General features: G+C 60.6%; 13 protein-coding genes. 5 read left to right on the top strand and 8 right to left on the bottom strand.

Annotation, left to right across the window (positions count from 1 at the left end):
• Positions 1–614 precede the first annotated feature (614 nt).
• The 7 genes from DESPR_RS00660 to DESPR_RS00630 form a co-directional block, all read right to left on the bottom strand.
• Positions 615–1,535 carry an ArdC family protein gene (locus tag DESPR_RS00660; protein WP_015722875.1) on the bottom strand — a complete coding sequence of 307 codons (921 nt, stop codon included), beginning with the start codon at positions 1,533–1,535 and terminating at the stop codon, positions 615–617.
• Between the two features lie 58 nt (positions 1,536–1,593).
• Entirely contained in the window at positions 1,594–2,073 is a 480-nt protein-coding gene (gene radC, locus DESPR_RS00655) for a RadC family protein (protein ID WP_015722874.1), read from the bottom strand.
• A 155-nt stretch (positions 2,074–2,228) separates the two neighbouring features.
• Positions 2,229–2,795, bottom strand: coding sequence for a hypothetical protein (locus DESPR_RS00650; RefSeq protein WP_015722873.1), 567 nt, complete (start codon positions 2,793–2,795; stop codon positions 2,229–2,231).
• 155 nt (positions 2,796–2,950) lie between these two features.
• Positions 2,951–3,157, bottom strand: a complete 207-nt coding sequence (locus tag DESPR_RS00645) for a hypothetical protein (RefSeq protein WP_015722872.1) — start codon at positions 3,155–3,157, stop codon at positions 2,951–2,953.
• A gap of 96 nt (positions 3,158–3,253) precedes the next feature.
• Entirely contained in the window at positions 3,254–3,646 is a 393-nt protein-coding gene (locus tag DESPR_RS00640; protein WP_015722871.1) for a single-stranded DNA-binding protein, read from the bottom strand.
• A gap of 95 nt (positions 3,647–3,741) precedes the next feature.
• Positions 3,742–4,713, bottom strand: coding sequence for a hypothetical protein (locus DESPR_RS00635; protein ID WP_015722870.1), 972 nt, complete (start codon positions 4,711–4,713; stop codon positions 3,742–3,744).
• An 87-nt stretch (positions 4,714–4,800) separates the two neighbouring features.
• Complete coding sequence (locus DESPR_RS00630; protein WP_015722869.1) at positions 4,801–5,463, bottom strand: hypothetical protein; 663 nt, start codon at positions 5,461–5,463, stop codon at positions 4,801–4,803.
• Between the two features lie 891 nt (positions 5,464–6,354).
• On the opposite strand from DESPR_RS00630, the gene DESPR_RS00625 reads away from it, so the two are divergent.
• From DESPR_RS00625 to DESPR_RS00610, 4 genes are read left to right on the top strand one after another with little or no spacing between them, the layout of a single operon-like run.
• Positions 6,355–7,179: a phosphate/phosphite/phosphonate ABC transporter substrate-binding protein gene (locus tag DESPR_RS00625; RefSeq protein ID WP_043770316.1), complete on the top strand. Its 825-nt coding sequence runs from the start codon at positions 6,355–6,357 to the stop codon at positions 7,177–7,179.
• The gene (locus tag DESPR_RS16860) at positions 7,176–9,086 is read left to right on the top strand and encodes a sensor histidine kinase (RefSeq protein ID WP_015722867.1); all 1,911 of its coding nucleotides are present in this window, start codon (positions 7,176–7,178) and stop codon (positions 9,084–9,086) included. Before DESPR_RS00625 ends, DESPR_RS16860 begins: the two co-directional genes overlap by 4 nt.
• Positions 9,083–11,950: a PAS domain S-box protein gene (locus DESPR_RS16855; protein WP_015722866.1), complete on the top strand. Its 2,868-nt coding sequence runs from the start codon at positions 9,083–9,085 to the stop codon at positions 11,948–11,950. Before DESPR_RS16860 ends, DESPR_RS16855 begins: the two co-directional genes overlap by 4 nt.
• Positions 11,947–14,118, top strand: coding sequence for an EAL domain-containing protein (locus tag DESPR_RS00610; protein WP_015722865.1), 2,172 nt, complete (start codon positions 11,947–11,949; stop codon positions 14,116–14,118). Before DESPR_RS16855 ends, DESPR_RS00610 begins: the two co-directional genes overlap by 4 nt.
• Positions 14,119–14,209: 91 nt before the next feature.
• Here DESPR_RS00610 and DESPR_RS00605 read toward each other — a convergent pair whose 3' ends face one another.
• The gene (locus DESPR_RS00605) at positions 14,210–15,565 is read right to left on the bottom strand and encodes a sigma-54-dependent transcriptional regulator (RefSeq protein ID WP_015722864.1); all 1,356 of its coding nucleotides are present in this window, start codon (positions 15,563–15,565) and stop codon (positions 14,210–14,212) included.
• 556 nt (positions 15,566–16,121) lie between these two features.
• Between DESPR_RS00605 and DESPR_RS18140 the strand changes: the two genes are divergently transcribed.
• Positions 16,122–16,628, top strand: a complete 507-nt coding sequence (locus tag DESPR_RS18140) for a response regulator (RefSeq protein ID WP_015722863.1) — start codon at positions 16,122–16,124, stop codon at positions 16,626–16,628.
• Positions 16,629–16,709 lie beyond the last annotated feature (81 nt).

Genomic DNA, 16,709 nt, shown 5'->3' with positions numbered 1-16,709 from the left:
AAAACCGGTCTGCTCTGGATTATTTATACAAAACTGGCGCTGCTAATCCTGAACTACTATGTGAAGCTGCAAACATATTGGAAAATTAGATCATCCGCACGTAATGACATTTTGCCTGCTTCCGGTTGTATTAAACGTGGAAGAAGACAGTTTTATCATGGACTCTTGGGGGGTCAATGTTCCTCCAATTGAGCTTCGCTTTAAATCCGTTATTCTGTCAATGAATTCCACTGGGACTATAGATCAATATGGGGCTAAGTCAGTTGATAACCCGCATGATAAAATGGTAATTACACCAGCTACATTGGCGATCGGGATGATTCCATTTTTTGGAAAGCGAAAATCATTATACGCCGAATATAGGTTATGTGTATCTGAAAACGGCCTGAATGATAGAACAATTGGTGAAAGGCAACCTTGGATGCAGTTGCCTTACGAAGTAAACAATGACCCGTTAAGTGCAAAAGCATTTGAAAACGAACTTACAGGTTTCTTCGCTTCTGACCGAAGACTCTGCTTCTTGTCCTTCTTTCCCCATCAAGCCGCAACAAAAAACGGCTGCCCGACCGTCATGGTCGGAGCAGCCGTTTTTGTTACGGGTTTTCTTTCGGTATTCAAGCGGCCGCCGGCAGCGTCTCTTCCTCGGCAGGGACGATCCCGGCCTGGTCGAGGACAAAGTCGACGGCGTGCTGGGCCTTGGCCGCGGCGGTGAAGATAGCCTTGCTGTCGCCCTTGAGGATCTGCAGCCAGTGGTGGATGTACTCCGGATGGCGCATGTTCTCAAACGGGATACCGGTCTGTGCGCCGAGGAAGGCGGCGCCGATCTCGGCCACCAGTTCCTCGAAGGCATAGCCGAGGTCACCGAAGCGGCTGCCGAACACCCGGTTCAGCCGGGTCGCGTGCCCGGTCCAGTGGCAGATCTCGTGGAAGCCGGTGGCGTAGTAGAAGTCGCAGTTCTCGAACGCGGATCGGTTCGGCAGGAGCACCAGGTCCGGCGTGGGCAGGTAACAGGCCTTGTTGCCGCCATGCTGCAGCTGCGCCAGGGCCAGCACCCGCTCCGCCGGTTCATTGTCCTCTCTCCTGCCTTGCATTTCCTCCGCGTCCAGCGGTGGCAGCTTCAGCCCCTCGCACTGCTCCACGTTGAACACCGTGTAGCTGCGGGCAAAGGGGACCTGTTTCCGCTCCGGTTCGTCATCGTTGGCCGCGTCCGGTTCGGTCTCGCCATCCCGGTCCCGGGCGGGCAGGAACTTCCAGAAGACGATGGCCGCACCTTTCTCGCCCTTGCGCACATGGCCGCCCAACTGCTCGGCATTGCGAAAGGTGAGCCAGCGCGGGTCGACATGCCCCCGCGACAGCGCCACCAGGTTGAGCAGGAGCACGTTCATGCCCCGGTACGGGCGGTTGGTGAGCGCATTACGAAACGGTCCGTAGCTGACCGTGTGCCAGGGTTTGGCCCAGGGGTTGACGCCGTTCTCCAGGGCGGTGACGATCTTGCCGGTGATTTGCTCGTAGATGGATGGTTTGACAGGTTGCATGATCTCGCTCCTTGATTGCCGGGGACGAGCCCGTCGGGGCATCTGTCCCCAACGGGTTTCATGGTTGATGGTGGCCGGTTTCGGTCAGGGCGACGATCTCTTCGCCCACGATCAGGTGATCGAGCACGCGCACATCGATGATCGCCAGGATCTCGGTGAGCGCCTTGGTCAGTTCGATGTCCTCACTGCTCGGCAGGGTGCTGCCCGAGGGGTGGTTGTGCGCCAGGATGACCGCCGCGGCGTTCAGCCGCAGCGCCTCCTTGACGATCTCGCGCGGGTGGACCGTGGTCCGGTTGACCGAGCCGTGGAACAGCTCCCGCCAGGCGAGCACCTGGTGGCGGCCGTCGAGGAACAGACAGGCGAACGATTCGTGTTCCAGTCCGGCCAGTTTGAGGCCGATGGCCTCCCTGGCGGCAAGGGGTGAGGTGATGGCCGCCCCGCGCCGGAGCTGACAACTGCTCAGCCTGCGGGCCGCGGCAAGGATGGTGTCCCTGGATGCGGGCTGGTAGCACCCGCTGGTGTCTCTGCTGTAGAGCATGTCGTGCCTCCTGGGGACGGGGCACAACAGCCCATCGGGGCCGTGTGCCCCGTCAGGGATTTTTTTCGCTTGAATTGCGGCCGTGGTCCTGCGCCGCAACCTTGTCTTTCAGGGGCAGGCCTGCCTTCCCCTGTTCGGATTGGTCTGCGGTTCGGTCAGCCGAGAACCTGCTCCCGGACGCCGGCCCGGACCCGTTCGGCCAACTCCTCCTCCTGCCAGCTGATCCTCCAGGCCTGCCGCCGTTGCGGGTTGCCAAAGGAATAGAGCCGCTCCGGCTGCAGGACTTCGTCCCACAACCAGTCGCGCCACTCGGGTAGCAGCGCCACGGTGGTGCTGTTGGCCAGGCGGTGCCAGGCCTGCTGCCGGACCGCGGCCAGGTCCATGCCAAAGACAATGGCGGAACAGACGGTTTCGGTCTGCAGGGCGGTGCGGGCGAACTGATCGGCGCTGATAATCACCCTGGTGACCACGTCGCCGATCCTGCGTGCGCGGATGGAGCGGAGGGGGCCAGGGGCACGGCCCAACTCGAGCGGTACGGACTCGATGCCGGTGATATGGCAGGCGCCGCCCATGGTGAAATGGGTCGAGGTGGCCTGGATATGCTCCGGGCTGCCAACCAGGCTGAGCAGATAGGCCTCGGCCTGATCCGCCTGAATGCGGGCGATGAGGCCATCGCAGTAGGTGACGACGCCGTGGCTGCGAACGGTGAGATAGTCGGGCATGATGTCTCTCCTTGAAAAAGGGGGAGACATCCCCATGGGGGCAGACTCCCCCGGATGGGTGGTTGGTGGTGGGAAACGATCTGGCGGATGTTCAGCATCCCGGCCCCGGCCAGGTCGATGACCGTGACCGTGGGCCGAGAGCAGTGGCCGCAGTGTCAGTGGCTGCGTGAGTGCTTGATCTCGACCAGGAAGCGGGCCATCGCGGCAGAGCCGAGCTGGCAGGCATCCAGCCCCTCGATCCGGGCCAGGTGCAGGGTATCGGTGAGCAGATCGAGGATCATGGTTTCAAGCGTGCGCGGGGAATCACCCGGGCTCAGGCTGCTGCGAGCGGCCTGCCGGGCGGGTGCGGTTATTTGGGTCATACACGGTTCTCCTGGTTGGGGGGGCCTGACGGCCACCTGTGCCCGGCAAGCCCGAACCCCGCGGCTGCGGGGTCCAGGCTCAGGGCAAGGGACCGATCAGAACGGGACCTCGTCACTCACGGGCGGTTCCTGCTCCTCCGGCGGTGCCGGCGGGGCGTTGCGGTCACCGCCGCCGAGCATCTTCATCTCGCGGGCGATGATCTCCGTGGTGAAGCGGTTGCCACCGTCCGTGTCCTGCCACTTGCGGGTCTGCAGGCGGCCTTCGATGTACACCCGCGCGCCCTTGGCCAAGTAGGCGCCGCAGATCTCGGCGAGCTTGGCAAAGGCCACGATGCGGTGCCACTCGGTGGCTTCCTGGGGGTTGCCCTGGGCATCCCGCCACCGTTCGGTGGTGGCTACCCGGAAGGTGGCCACGGCCACCTGGTTCTTGGTGTAGCGGATGTCCACGTCCGCGCCGAGGTTGCCGATCAGCATGGTCTTGTTCAACATGGTGGTTCTCCTTGAGCAACAGGGACCAACCCCTCCCCGCCACGGGGAAAGGTTGGCTCCCCGATGATGGGTTGGGGTGTTGCGATCCGGCCGGCTCAGGCGGCCTTGCGAATCTCCAGGAAGGAGTAGGTGCTGCTCTTCTGGAAATCAGCGAGCGACTGGCCGTAGCCCTGGAGGAACTGTCCGAGCCGGTCGGTGTCGAGCACCTTGCGGGTGCGCACCGCCTGGCGGAGCAATTGGCCGTGGGCCTTGAGCGGGCCGCGTTGGCTGACGATGGCCAGCAGGTCGGTCTTGCGCAGGCCGATCTCGGCCTCCAGGTCCCGCTGCTGGTGCTGCAGTTCGATAAGGATCTCGACGTTCTCGTTCAGTTCCTGCACCTCTTCCGCCGCGAACTTGGGACAGTCCAGAAGAAAGGGGCAGTAGCCGCAGAGCGGGCCGGCTTCCATGCCCGGGAAGGCCAGGTCGCCGGCGCTGTAGCGCTGGTACTGGTCCCAGATGGAACCGGCCCGGTCGATCAGCCCCTGGTAGATGGTGGCCTGGGGCGTGTAGCCGTTGAACAGGCGCATGCCCTGGGCACCGAAGTTGACCGCCAGGATGGCGCCCTTTTCCACGGTGTAGTCCGGACAGTTCTCGGCCAGGAGTCCCATTTGCAGGTACAGCTGGGTCTCCCAGGCGCCGTAGGGGTCGGTGGGGATGTTCTCCGGCGATTTCACCTCGAGCACGGCCATGGTCTTGCGGGCCTCCGAGACGAACACAAAATCCAGGTGGGCCATGACCGGGATGTCGCCGGTGTGGCGCACCTCGACCTGGCGCTGGAAGTTGGTGAACCCGGCGACTGCGAAGGCGGCAGCCACGATCTCCTCGGCCATGTGGCCGCGGCGGTGGCGCAACAGGGTGATCAGGTCCGCCTCCGGGGCGTTGCGTTTAGCGAGAATGGTTTTGCGCGGGCAGGCGCCGATGTCCGAGGCACCGAGATAGGTGCTGCGGTCGCCGAGCGTGGCTGCGGTCTGCTGGCTGGCAAGCTGCTGCAGGGCGGCTTGCAGGGTGGTGAGCATCTGGTCCGACATGGTGGTCTCCTCCTAAATGGATGAGGGAGGAGACACCGGTTCCCGCCGAGGGAATGGTCTCACTCCCTCCGGGGTTGGGTTGGGTGATCAGGCAGCTTTTTTCAGCCAGGCCTTGCCGGTCTTGTCCCATTGAAAGCCCGCGGCCTTGAGCAGCTCCTTCTTGTCATAGAGGTGCTCGCCCATGGCGAGAATCACGCCCTGACGGTGTTCGAAGGTGACGCCGGCGATCTTGGGCAGGTCAACGGTGGGATCGGAGCCAACAGGCGGTGGGCCTGCAAGTTGGTTGGTTGGTGGTGGGGGTGGGGTCGATGGCGTTTTGTTAGACGGTTGGAAGACGTGCTTCAGCAGGCCCTTGTAGGCATCGCTGCCGATGGACAACAGCGACATGCACTTCTGGATGGCATCGGTGATCGCCCCTTTCTGGGCGTCGCCGACATTGCCTTTGACGATCTGCATCTGGCCCTTGTGCGAGCCCTTGCACAGCCAGTCACCGTCAACCCGGACAAAAAGCCGGACCTCGGCGACCGCCTGGTTCTCGAAGATCTCCTCGCGGGTCAGTTCGTAGCGCCAGTTCTCCGGACCAAGTACTTCGTTGACGCTGTCAAAGACGTACTGCGGCCGGTAGCCGTACTTGACCTGACCGATGGTCTTGCCGTCCCGGTCAGTCATGCGGATCTCCTGGACCGCCTCGATGCCGAAGGCGCGCAAGCGCTGGTTGATGGCCTGGATCTGTTCCTGCAGTGGTGCCATGGTGGTGCCTCCTGAGAATAATGGGAGCGACAACGCATGGCTCCGCCGGGAGCATGGTAGATCGCTCCCGATGGATGGGGGGGGGTGGGTATGGATGAAACCGGTGGACTGAGGGGTCAGTGCCGGTGCGGGAAAGGGAGTGTGCCGGAACGGTCAGCCGCAACACGGCGGCAAGGTCAGTTCAGCGATAGACGGGAAGAAAAAGGAAAGGCTGACGGGCAGGCGATGCAGAAAATAGAATCGCAAGCCATTGCGCGCTTTGCTGCCGGATGAAGGGGACCGTTCGCCTTAGCGATGTAACGTCCCGACCGGAAACAACAGCGCCGCCATCGTACCTGAAATGCAAGAACACGAAAACCGTGCTCAGCTAAACCCTGAATAGGGGTATCTCATTGAAAATGAGCCGGAAGAATGAAAATATTTATAGATGATTCGATGAGTGCTGCAAGAGAAAAAGCACGAACATGAGCAGATAGTTCGTAATTTTCCGATTGGAACCGCTTCGCGCCGTTGCGGCACACGGGCCTACGTCCGGTCTGTTTTATCTATAGGTCATGCGCACGGTTCCCCTCGGTCGCGCGACTGAGGAGGAGGCAGAACACATTGTCCTGCAAACGACTCCGGCAATCAATCTGGCAGGTATCTTGCATGCTGCTATCACCATCTCCGACGAATTACATTTCAGCACGAGATTAGCCCCCTCCTGTCCACGAGTTGCCAATGAACAAAGATCACGCTTCCACGTCCTCTATCAAGTATCATCCGTCCTCAATCTCCGGGCGAACCATTCTTTCCTTGTTTCCCTCAAGGAGAATGCTATACAATTTCGTGGGAGGATACGTGTACCCTTCCAGGCGAATGTCCTCTCATACCAACAAAAAAAACAACTGCATGAAAAAACTAATTTTATTCTTAATTCTGCTGATTCTTGGGCCCACCATTTGTCTCTCTGCCCACGAGGAGCACTTTGTCATCGGAATCGCGCCGCACAGCAGTCCCCGGCTTATCTTGCAGATGTATGAACCGCTTCGCCTGTATCTGGAAAAATCGCTCGCCATGCCGGTGGAATTAACCACCGCGCCCAACTTTGACCTATTCGCGAAACGGGCGCTGGCCCAGGAATACGATCTCGTCGTCACCACCGGTCAGCAGGCTCGCTTGCTGCAGCTCGATGCTGGCTATCTCCCTCTTCTAACTTACAAGGCTGACTTCAAGTCGTTGGTGATTGGTCTGCAGAATGGCGACATCAATACGCCGGCCGATCTGAACGACAAGAAAGTACTCGGGTTGAGCCCGACCTCCCAGGTTACCCTGTGGGGTCAGCACTGGCTCAAGCAGAACCAAGTGCAACCGCAGTCCGTTCGATACGTCAGCGCTGCGGACAGCGTAGCCCAACTCCTCCTGGCAAAGGACGCAGATGCCGGGTTTGTTTCGCTGGCCAATTTTCAGCGACTTGCGCCGGAGGTCCGGAAGCAGCTGCGAATCATTGCCGAGAGTGAACCCATGTTGGGCCGAGTGTACCTGCTAAACAGCCGGAGAGCCGACCATCGGCAAGCCATCGAAGCGGCGCTGTCAACCTTCGCCGGGACACAAAAAGCGCAAACATATTTTACTGAGAACAAGCTGGGGGGCTATCGGGCGATACGGCCAGGCGAACTCGAGGCAATGGATGTCTTTACCGAGGAAGTCAGGCGGGTAATCAACGACCTGAAATGAAAAAGCCTCGCCTGTGGCACACCGCCCACGGCCGCCTGCTCTTGCTGGCGATCGGGCTGGAATTCCTCATGCTCACCCTGCTGGTCGGGAACAGCCTGCGGCTCTTTCACCAGGCCATGTCCGATCAGGTGCAGGCCCAGGCTCAGGAAATTAGCCCCGTCCTCATCGCTGCCCTGACCGCCCCCCTGGCCCAACGGGATTACGCAACGATCCAGGCCATACTGGACGAAAGCACGGTCACCGACTCCTTAAACTATATCGTGGTCGTGGATCGGCATGGCAGCCGCCTGACGACCGATGGTTTTTCAGCCGAGCGGCCATTGCCGGAAGCCAGCAGGACATTCTCCAGTAGTCTTCTGCTAACGGAGGGCATCTACCATGTGGCCAGGCACATCACCTATCTCCAGCAACCCCTGGGCGACCTGCACTTCGGCCTCAACCTCACCCGCATCCTGACGGCGCGGAAAACCCTCCTCATCCAGGGGGCGGGAATTGCGGTTGTCGAGATCATCCTTTCCTCCCTCGTGCTCCTGCTCCTTGGCCTCTGGTTGGCCCGGCACATGCGGTCTCTCACCAGGGCGAGCCTCGTAGTGGCGGACGGCAACTTCTCGCTGCAACCGCTGCCGGAGGGAGAGGACGATATCGGTCAACTGGGCAGAGCTTTCAATCTCATGTCCCAGGCCATCCAGGACCGGGTCAACGAACTGACCAAGGCCAAGGAGATCGCCGAGGCCAGCGAAATCCGGTTGCGGACGCTAACGGATTCGGCCAACGACGCCATCGTCATGATGAACTCTCAGGACGTCATTTCCTACTGGAACCCGGCTGCCGAAAGAATCCTGGGGTATCCGGCCGAAGAGGCCCTGGGGCAAAATATCTACCGCCTGCTCGTGCCGGAACGGTACCGCACCGCCAGTGAACGGGCCGTGGCCAAATTAACGCACGGCGGCCGCGGTAAAATCGTTGGCAGGACGTATGAGTTGTTCGCCAGGAAAAAAGACGGCTCGGAATTCCCCATTTCGCTGTCCCTGTCCGCCGTTTCGCTCAACAGTGAATGGCACGCGCTCAGCATCATTCGTGATATCAGCGACATCAGAAAGGCCGACGAACTCCTCGCGCAGAAGCAACACCTGTTGGAGCAGCTCAACCAGTCACTGCAACTGCGGGTAAAGGAAACCGTGGCCGAATTGCGGAGCAAGGACCAGATGCTGATCAGCCAGGGGCGGCAGGCGGCCATGGGCGAGATGATCGGCAACATCGCCCATCAGTGGCGACAGCCGCTGAACACTCTGTCCCTGCTGCTCACCAACATCCACTACGCCCATGAGAACGACGAACTCACCAACGAGTATATGGCGGAATGTATCGCTACCGGCAACCGCCTGATTCAGAAGATGTCGTCGACCATCAACGACTTCCGTGATTTTTTCCGTCCCAACAAGGTCAAACAACCTTTCTCGGCCGAACGGCAAATCAGGCTGGCGATCGAGATGGTGGCGGAGAGCTTTGTCCACTGCCGGATCGAGATCACCCTGGAGATCGACCAGGACTGCACCCTGTTCGGTTTTCCCAACGAATATTCCCAGGTCCTGCTCAACTTGCTGAACAACGCCAGGGATGCGATCACCGGCGCAAAGCAGGAGCAGGGCCGGATCCAGGTTACTCTCGGGGTGCGCCAGGGCCAAGGCGTGGTGAGTGTCCAGGACAATGGCGGCGGAATTCCCGAGCATGTTCTGGACAAAATCTTCGAACCTTATTTCTCCACCAAGCCCATGGGGACAGGCATCGGCCTGTACATGTCAAAAATGATCATCGAGCACAACATGCAGGGCCGGATCGAGGCGAGGAATATCGTGGGCGGCAGTGAACTGAGCGTAAGCGTCCCGCTCGCGGAGCAGGCATCATGATGAAAAGCAACCCGGACAGGGACTTTCTGAAAAAATTGACCGTCCTCTACGTGGAGGATGAAAGGGAGACCGCCGAGCAGTTCAGCCGATTTCTCGACCGCCATGTAGCCCGATTGATACCGGCCGCCAACGGCGAGGAAGGCCTGCAAGCTTTCGCGGCAAACCGGCCGGACATCATCATCACCGACATCCGCATGCCGATCATGGACGGCATCACCATGATTGGCGAAATCCGCGCACTCGACCCGTCGGTGCCGATTGTGGTCATGACCGCCTTTGGTCAAGCCGAATACCTGTTGCCCTGCATCAACCTTGGGGTGGACAAGTACGTGGTCAAGCCACTGACCGGCCCGAGCACCCTCCAGGCGCTCAGCGAGTGCGCCCACCGGCTGCGGGTCGAAGCGGAGCTTGTCGAGGCGCTGGCTGAGGCGCACCAGCGGGAACAGCAGTTGAGCGAAAAAAAGCAAAAACTCGAACTGCTCATCGCGGGGGCCCAACTGTGCGCCTGGAGCTGGCAACTCGAGACTGGTTATATGGAAATCAACGATCACTGCTTTTTAGTGTTGGGATACCAACCCGGTGAACTGCCATCACTCCAGTACATCGAGACGTGGTGGGACCTGGCGCATCCGGACGACCTGCCCTCTGTTCAGGCAGCCCTGGATGCGCATCTGGTCGGCGAGACGCCTTTCTTTGATTGTCAGTATCGACTGCGTCACAAGGAGGGCCACTGGATCTGGATTCACGAAACTGCCCAGGTACTCCAACGGGATGCAGCGGGCTCGCCCCTGCGGGTCTTTGGGGCCTTCACGGAAATTTCCGGGCACAAGCAGGCCGAAGTGGAACTGGCCCGGGCAAGGCGGGAAGCGGACACCATTATCCAGCAGTTCCTCGACTCCCTCATCGCGGTCGACACCGACCTGCGCCTCACCCGGGTCAACCAGGCCACCTGCAGCCTGCTCGGCTACCGGCAGGAGGATCTGCTCGGCCAGCCGGTGTTCGTCCTCTTCCAGGAGCCGGAGGCGAAGGTGCGCGAGACGTTCTCCCTGTTCCAGACCGAGGGCGACAACGAACGCCGGAACGTTGAGCTGCGCTACCGAGCCAAGGACGGCGCAAGTCTGCCAATGTCGTTCAACCTCAGCCTGCTGCGGAACGAAGAAGACGGGCAACCCCTCGGGGTCGTCGCCGGCGCCAAGGACATTTCCCGCCTGCGCTTCGCCCTGGAAGAAGTTTCCCGACAGAATGCCTACATCGAAAAACTCTTCGAGATCTTACCCGTCGGGCTGGTTGCCGTATGGCCATCGCACGAGATTGCAACGACTAACCCGGCTTTCCAGGAAATTCTGAACCAGTGGTCCGCCCGGTTGCAAGTGTCACAAAAGGAATGCTCTCAGCTCCTCATTCAGAGCGCCCTGGCCGAGTGGACCAGCAACAGGCAATGCTTCATGGTACGAATAGAGGAGCAGGGGCAGATCGGTTTCTTCCGCATCGCGTGCGCTCGGATCACAGGCAGCGACGCCAATGGCTTCTTCCTCACCTTCGTCGACGTGACCGAGGAAAAACTGGCGGAAGAGCAGCGGCTGCTGCTCTCCAAAGCCGTCGAGCAGGGCAAGGACGGGGTAGTCATCACCGACAGCTCCTACCGCATCCGCTATGTCAACCCGGCCGTCCTGGCCGCCAGCGGCTACGAGGCCGAGGAATATCTCGGCAAGACGCCCTGGGACCTCCGCGAGGATCTGGTCGAACCAGCGTCCATGAACGAGATCCGCCAGGTTCTGGACAGGGGCGAGACATGGTCTGGGACACTGGAGATGTGGAAGAAGGACGGCAGCATCGCTGAGGAGGAGATCACCACCTCAGCGATGCGCAACGAGCAGGGCGAAATCAGTCACTTCGTGACCGTGAAAAGGGACGTCACGGAGCTTCGGCGCCTGCAACAGCAGCTGGCCCTGGCCCAGAAACTGGAGTCCATCGGCCAGTTGGCGGCTGGGGTTGCCCACGAAATCAACACGCCGATGCAGTACATCCAGAACAACCTGGCCTTTTTCGAGCAGTCCTTCGCCGATATCGAGAGACTCCTCAAGGAAATCACCAAATCAGCAGACAACACTCCGTCGGCCAAGCTGACCACCCTCATGCAGGAGGTCAACCTGGATTTCCTGCTCACGGAAATCCCGGAAAGCCTCCAGGAGGTCAAGGAAGGGATCAGACGGGTGGTGCGTATCATCAGCGCCCTGCGCGAATTCAGCCACCCCGGGGACAGTGTGCGGGTCAACATCGACATCAACCACGCCCTGGAAAACGCGATCATCGTCAGTCGCAACGAGTGGAAATACGTGGCCGTCCTGGACACCGAATTCGCCGAAGATCTGCCGCTGGTTTTCTGTTATCCGGACCAGCTCAACCAGATGTTTCTCAACCTGCTCATCAACGCCGCCCATGCCATAGGCAGGGCCAGGGAGGCCGAGCCGGAGCGACCGGGCCGTATCCTTGTGAGCACCCGGCGCGAGGCGGATTGGGTCGCAGTCCGCATTGGCGACAACGGCTGCGGCATCCCGAAAAAAATTCGCCACCGCATCTTCGACCCCTTCTTTACCACCAAGGAAGTCGGCAAGGGAACCGGCCAGGGCTTGGCCATCGCCCACAGCATCGTCGGTAATCACAACGGGCAGATCGACTGCACCTCCATTCCGGGACAAGGCACGGAGTTCACCATCCTCCTGCCGCTCGGCCCGCAGACGGGGACAGACGAGGACGGCCAGGGGCACCCGACCCGGACGCAACCGGTCCCCGGCAGGACCACGCCCGCGACTTCCGCCGGAAGACAGGATACCCTTCCCCTAGCAGCCAACAGACGCTCATGACCAACGGTCAGTACCCCCCCCACGCGACCGGCGCTCCCGCCCAGGCAACCCCGCCCCGCCCCCTTCCCGGCCAGGAGGCGGCCGGGGCCAGGCTTCTGGCCCAGGCGCTCGACCGGACCACGGCGGGCATCATCATCACCGATGCCGACGGCGTGGTGCAGTACGCCAACCAGCGCCAGTGCGAGCAGAGTGGCTACGCCTTGGACGAAATCCTCGGCCACAACACCAGCCTGTTCCAGTCCGGAAACACCCCGATCGAGGTCTACCAGCATCTGTGGACCACCATCAAGGGTGGCCGGGAATGGCAGGGCAAGCTGCTCAACCGGCGCAAGAACGGCGAATTATATTGGGAGTTCAACTATATATCGCCAATGCTCGACGATCGGGGGCAGCCGCTTGGCTATTTCGCCCTCAAGCGAGAGGTACTGCACGGACAGGACACGGTTAGCGGCGAGGACGGCCTGCCCCGCAGCATCGATCCCCTGACCGGGCTGCTCAACCGCCCGACGTTTCATGACCGGGTGGACCAGGCGATCAGGCGCAGGCTCGAAGGGTCCGGCGCCACGAACACCACCCTGATCGTCGCCTACCTGGACATCGACCGCTTCCACACCTTCAACGAGGTGATCGGCCACACCCTCGCCGACAGCCTGATGGTGGAAGTCGCCAACCGTATCGGCCAGGCCGTGCGGCGCGATGACATCTTGGCGCGCCTCGGCGGCGACGAGTTTGCCGTCCTGTTCGAGCACGCCCGGGACGAGGCGAGCTACACCACGCTGATCAACCGCATCCTCCAACAGATCCGGCAGCCGGTTGTCACGCCGCAGTGCGAACTGGTGGTCACCGCCAGTATCGGCATCGCCTGTTACCCTCGCGACGGCGACGACACCGTTAGCCTGCTCAACAACGCCCGCACCGCGATGCGTCTCGCCAAGCAGGAAGGCGGCGACAATTACTGCTTTTTCCAGCCGTTGAACAAGCCGGTCACCATCGACCAGCTGGATATGGCGAGCCAGTTGCGGTTCGCGGTGGAACGCAACGAACTCGTGCTCCACTACCAGCCGCAGATCAGCCTGATCTCCGGTGAAATTGTCGGGGTGGAGGCGCTGGTCCGGTGGAACCGGCCAAATTCTGGCATGGTGCCTCCCGGGGTCTTCATTCCCATCGCGGAGGAGACCGGCCTGATCGTCGGCATCGGCGAGTGGGTGCTGCAGCAGGCGATCGCCCAGATCCTCGCCTGGCAGAGGGAGGGGCTGCCGCCGGTGAAGGTGGCGGTCAACCTGGCGGCGAACCACTTCCACAATCCCTTGCTCCCCGGCCTGATCGACCGGCTGCTTGACGAAAGCGGCATCGAGCCGCACCTGCTCGAGCTGGAATTGACCGAGAGCACCATGATGCGCAACGTCGTCCGGGTCAAACAGATCGTGGATCAGCTCAAGATCAGGGGCGTCTGCTTGTCGCTGGACGATTTCGGCACCGGCCACTCGTCCCTGGCCTACCTGAGCCAATTCCCCATCGACCTGCTGAAAATCGACCGTTCGTTCGTGACCGATGTTACCACCAACCCGACCAACGCCTCGATCGTCGCCGCCACCGTGGCCATGACCCACAAGCTGGGCAAGAACGTCATCGCCGAGGGGGTGGAGACTGAGGCACAGCTGGCCTTTCTCCGTCGCCTGCACTGTGACCAAATGCAGGGGTTCCTGTTCAGCCGGCCGCGGCCGGCGGAGGAGATCGGGGTCATGCTCCGCGAGGGGCAACGCTGGCAGTTCAAGGTGGAGGAGGCTGGGCAGAAGCATCTGCTCCTGGTGGACGACGATCCGCTGGTGGTGCGCGGGCTGAGGCGGGTGTTCTACCGTTCCGGCTACCAGGTGCACACAGCCACCAGCGGTGAAGAGGCCCTGGAAATCATGGCCACCATCCCCGTGCAGGTGATCATCTCCGACCAGTTGATGCCGGGTATGACCGGTATCCAACTGCTCGGCCGGGTGAAAAGAATCCACCCGGACGCGGTCCGCATCATCCTCAGCGGCTACGCGGAACTCGGCACGGTCACCGAGGCCATCAACCACGGCGAGGTGTGGAAGTACCTGATGAAACCCTGGTCGGACGATCTCCTGCGTCAGGTGGTTCAGCAGGCCTTCCGCCACTGGGAAAAAGGGGATTGAACCGGCGCGCCCTGGTAAAAGGCCCGCACTATCGGTGCAGGAGATCACCCGGGTGACCGGGCGAGGGTGAGACCGGCACGGGGGGCGGTGATCAGAGGTTGTACTTCTTGATTTTTCGGTAGAGGGTCGCCTCCGAGATGGCCAGTATCTTCCTGGCTTCCTTGCGGTTGTTCTTGCTCAGGGCAAGGGCCTTTCTGATAGCCTCCTTTTCCATCGCCTCCAAGGTTACCGGTTCTGTCGCCGGCTCGACCAGGGGTTTGCTGCTGCGGATCGCTTGCGGCAGGTCAGTCGCTTCGATCACGCCACCGTCGGAGAAAACCGCAGCGCCGCGCAGGACGTTGTCCAACTCACGAATATTTCCCGGCCACTCGTAGCGGGCAAACAATTCGTGGACTTCGTCACTGATTTGGACCCTTCTGCCCAGGCTGGCCGAGCACTGCTCGAGAAAATATTCCGTCAGCAGGAAAATATCGTTCTCGCGCTTGCGTAGTGGCGGTGCGGTCAGGGTGACCGTGCTGAGGCGGTAGTAGAGATCCTGGCGAAAGGCGGCGTTGGCCACCTCGTTGAGCAGAATTTTGTTGGTGGCGGCGATGATTCGCACATCCACCTTGTAAAACCTGGTCGAGCCCACCGGTCGGATGCTCCGCTCCTGGATGGCGCGCAGCAGCTTGGCCTGCACGCTGGTCGATATCTCACCGATTTCATCGAGGAAAAGGGTTCCCTTGTCCGCCGACCGGATCACCCCTTGAAAAGGGGCGTCGGCACCGGTGAAGGCCCCGCGTTCGTGTCCAAACAGTTCGGATTCCAGCACCGACTCGCTGATCGAGGCGCAGTCGATGGCCACAAACGGCTTGTCCCTGCGTTCGGAGTGGTGATGCAGGGCTTGGGCTATCAGTTCCTTGCCGGTCCCGGTTTCTCCTTGGATGAGCACCGTGGAATCAGTTGGCGCCACCCTGGTGATCAGCTTTTTCAGTTGCACCATGGGGGGGGATTCACCGATTAAACGATCGAACTCGAACTGTTCGGCGTCTTTCCTGCGCAGCGCCAGGTTCTCCTGTTCGAGTTGCCAGTGTTCGTACACCTGGCGGATACGGTTGTTGAGCACGTCCAGTGCCTCCCCCTTGACGAGAAAGTCGAGCGCCCCCTTCTGCACCGCCTTTACCGCTTCCTGCACGCCGCCATGGCCGGTCTGGATGATGATCTTCAGGGCGGGCCTACACTCTAACGCCCGCTCCAACACCTCGAAGCCGTCCATGCCCGGCATCTTCAGATCGAGCAGCATTAGGTCCACCTGCGTCGACTCGAGCAGTTCCAACCCCTTCCGGCCGTCTTCGGCCAACAGGATGCGGTAGCCGGTTTTGCGAAAAAGACGCTTGAGAGAGTTGAGTATAGATATCTCGTCGTCGACGACGAGTATGGTAAAGGCTTCTTTTGCTTCAGCAATCATCAAAGTTCGCCTGCGTTCCTCGAGAAACGGTGAAATTGACCGGATCGTGGCCAGGTAGACTGTCCATCCGCCGCGTGCGGCGCAGCCCGGAAACCCAGCATTGAATCCCGACATATGACAGGTGGCCGACGCTCACTCAGAGCGCCGCTAATGAAATAACATTCAAAATTATAGACGCTCTGCGTATTCTTTGCAATTTGAGAATAATTGACTGGAGAGAGCTTCCCTCGCTGCTCGACAACATCTTGATATGTTTACAAAATATTCAATAACGTATCGGTATCATTTTTGCAATTCGTTGTACACGAGGCCAACCCAACACCTGTGGCGGGCAAGAGACCGAGGCGGCGAAAGCAGACGCCATAAGGGATTTGAGGTCGTTAGCCAAGCATGTCGGCGCAGCAAGAGAGAAGCACTGGCGACTGCCGGCGGGATTAGTGATTACGGGAACGGGAGAGTGGGCGCTAGGGAGGCGACCATCCCGGCGAAACAGCTATCGGGGCATGAGCCCCGGACGCACAAATTGCATGCACGCGTATCGAGGAAGACCACGATCATGAAACAGCAGACCTTGTTGCTTGTCGACGATGAACCGTCCTTCCTGCATGGCATGCAGAGGGCCCTGCGCCAGGAACCCTACAGTGTCCTGGTGGCCGAGAACGGGCCGCAGGCTCTTGCCGTCCTCGACGAGCAGACCGTGCAGGTGGTCGTATCCGACTACCGCATGCCAGGCATGGACGGACTGGTGCTCATGAAGCAGATCAAGAAGTCACACCCGCGTGTCCTGCTGATCATGCTCACCGCTTACCCTGATGTGGAGATCATCCTCGAGGCGATCAACGAAGTGGGCATGTTCAAGTTCCTGCTCAAGCCGATCCGCCTTGCCCTGTTCAAACGGGCTGTGGCCGTGGCCATGAAGCGGGTCGAGGCCCGGGAGACCGACCTGTTGGTCCCTGCCGCCAACATCAGGGAAATGCTCCTGAGCGAACTGGAGCGGGACTATCCGGGCATCACTACCCTGCCGCCGCGCGATGAGGAAGGCTATTTCATCCTCGACGCCTGAACGGTCAGCCTGCCGCGCAAAGCGCACTCAGCCCTCACCGTGGACAGGCACGGGAACTTATTCCCTTACCGCTTTCTCATC

Origin of the sequence: Desulfobulbus propionicus DSM 2032 (assembly GCF_000186885.1) — a bacterium.
GTDB classification, from domain to species: domain Bacteria; phylum Desulfobacterota; class Desulfobulbia; order Desulfobulbales; family Desulfobulbaceae; genus Desulfobulbus; species Desulfobulbus propionicus.
The sequence above is the reverse complement of the archived record's forward strand: the minus strand, read 5'-3'. Positions and strand labels throughout refer to the sequence as shown.

What these genes read in the sequence shown, in the direction of transcription:
- radC (WP_015722874.1), bottom strand. Translation starts at nt 2,073, where the DNA reads ATGCTCTACAGCAGAGACACCAGCGGGTGCTACCAGCCCGCATCCAGG.
- DESPR_RS00640 (WP_015722871.1), bottom strand. Translation starts at nt 3,646, where the DNA reads ATGTTGAACAAGACCATGCTGATCGGCAACCTCGGCGCGGACGTGGAC.
- DESPR_RS16855 (WP_015722866.1), top strand. Translation starts at nt 9,083, where the DNA reads ATGATGAAAAGCAACCCGGACAGGGACTTTCTGAAAAAATTGACCGTC.
- DESPR_RS00605 (WP_015722864.1), bottom strand. Translation starts at nt 15,565, where the DNA reads ATGATTGCTGAAGCAAAAGAAGCCTTTACCATACTCGTCGTCGACGAC.
- DESPR_RS00610 (WP_015722865.1), top strand. Translation starts at nt 11,947, where the DNA reads ATGACCAACGGTCAGTACCCCCCCCACGCGACCGGCGCTCCCGCCCAG.
- DESPR_RS00630 (WP_015722869.1), bottom strand. Translation starts at nt 5,463, where the DNA reads ATGGCACCACTGCAGGAACAGATCCAGGCCATCAACCAGCGCTTGCGC.
- DESPR_RS00645 (WP_015722872.1), bottom strand. Translation starts at nt 3,157, where the DNA reads ATGACCCAAATAACCGCACCCGCCCGGCAGGCCGCTCGCAGCAGCCTG.
- DESPR_RS00625 (WP_043770316.1), top strand. Translation starts at nt 6,355, where the DNA reads ATGAAAAAACTAATTTTATTCTTAATTCTGCTGATTCTTGGGCCCACC.
- DESPR_RS00660 (WP_015722875.1), bottom strand. Translation starts at nt 1,535, where the DNA reads ATGCAACCTGTCAAACCATCCATCTACGAGCAAATCACCGGCAAGATC.
- DESPR_RS18140 (WP_015722863.1), top strand. Translation starts at nt 16,122, where the DNA reads ATGAAACAGCAGACCTTGTTGCTTGTCGACGATGAACCGTCCTTCCTG.
- DESPR_RS00650 (WP_015722873.1), bottom strand. Translation starts at nt 2,795, where the DNA reads ATGCCCGACTATCTCACCGTTCGCAGCCACGGCGTCGTCACCTACTGC.
- DESPR_RS00635 (WP_015722870.1), bottom strand. Translation starts at nt 4,713, where the DNA reads ATGTCGGACCAGATGCTCACCACCCTGCAAGCCGCCCTGCAGCAGCTT.
- DESPR_RS16860 (WP_015722867.1), top strand. Translation starts at nt 7,176, where the DNA reads ATGAAAAAGCCTCGCCTGTGGCACACCGCCCACGGCCGCCTGCTCTTG.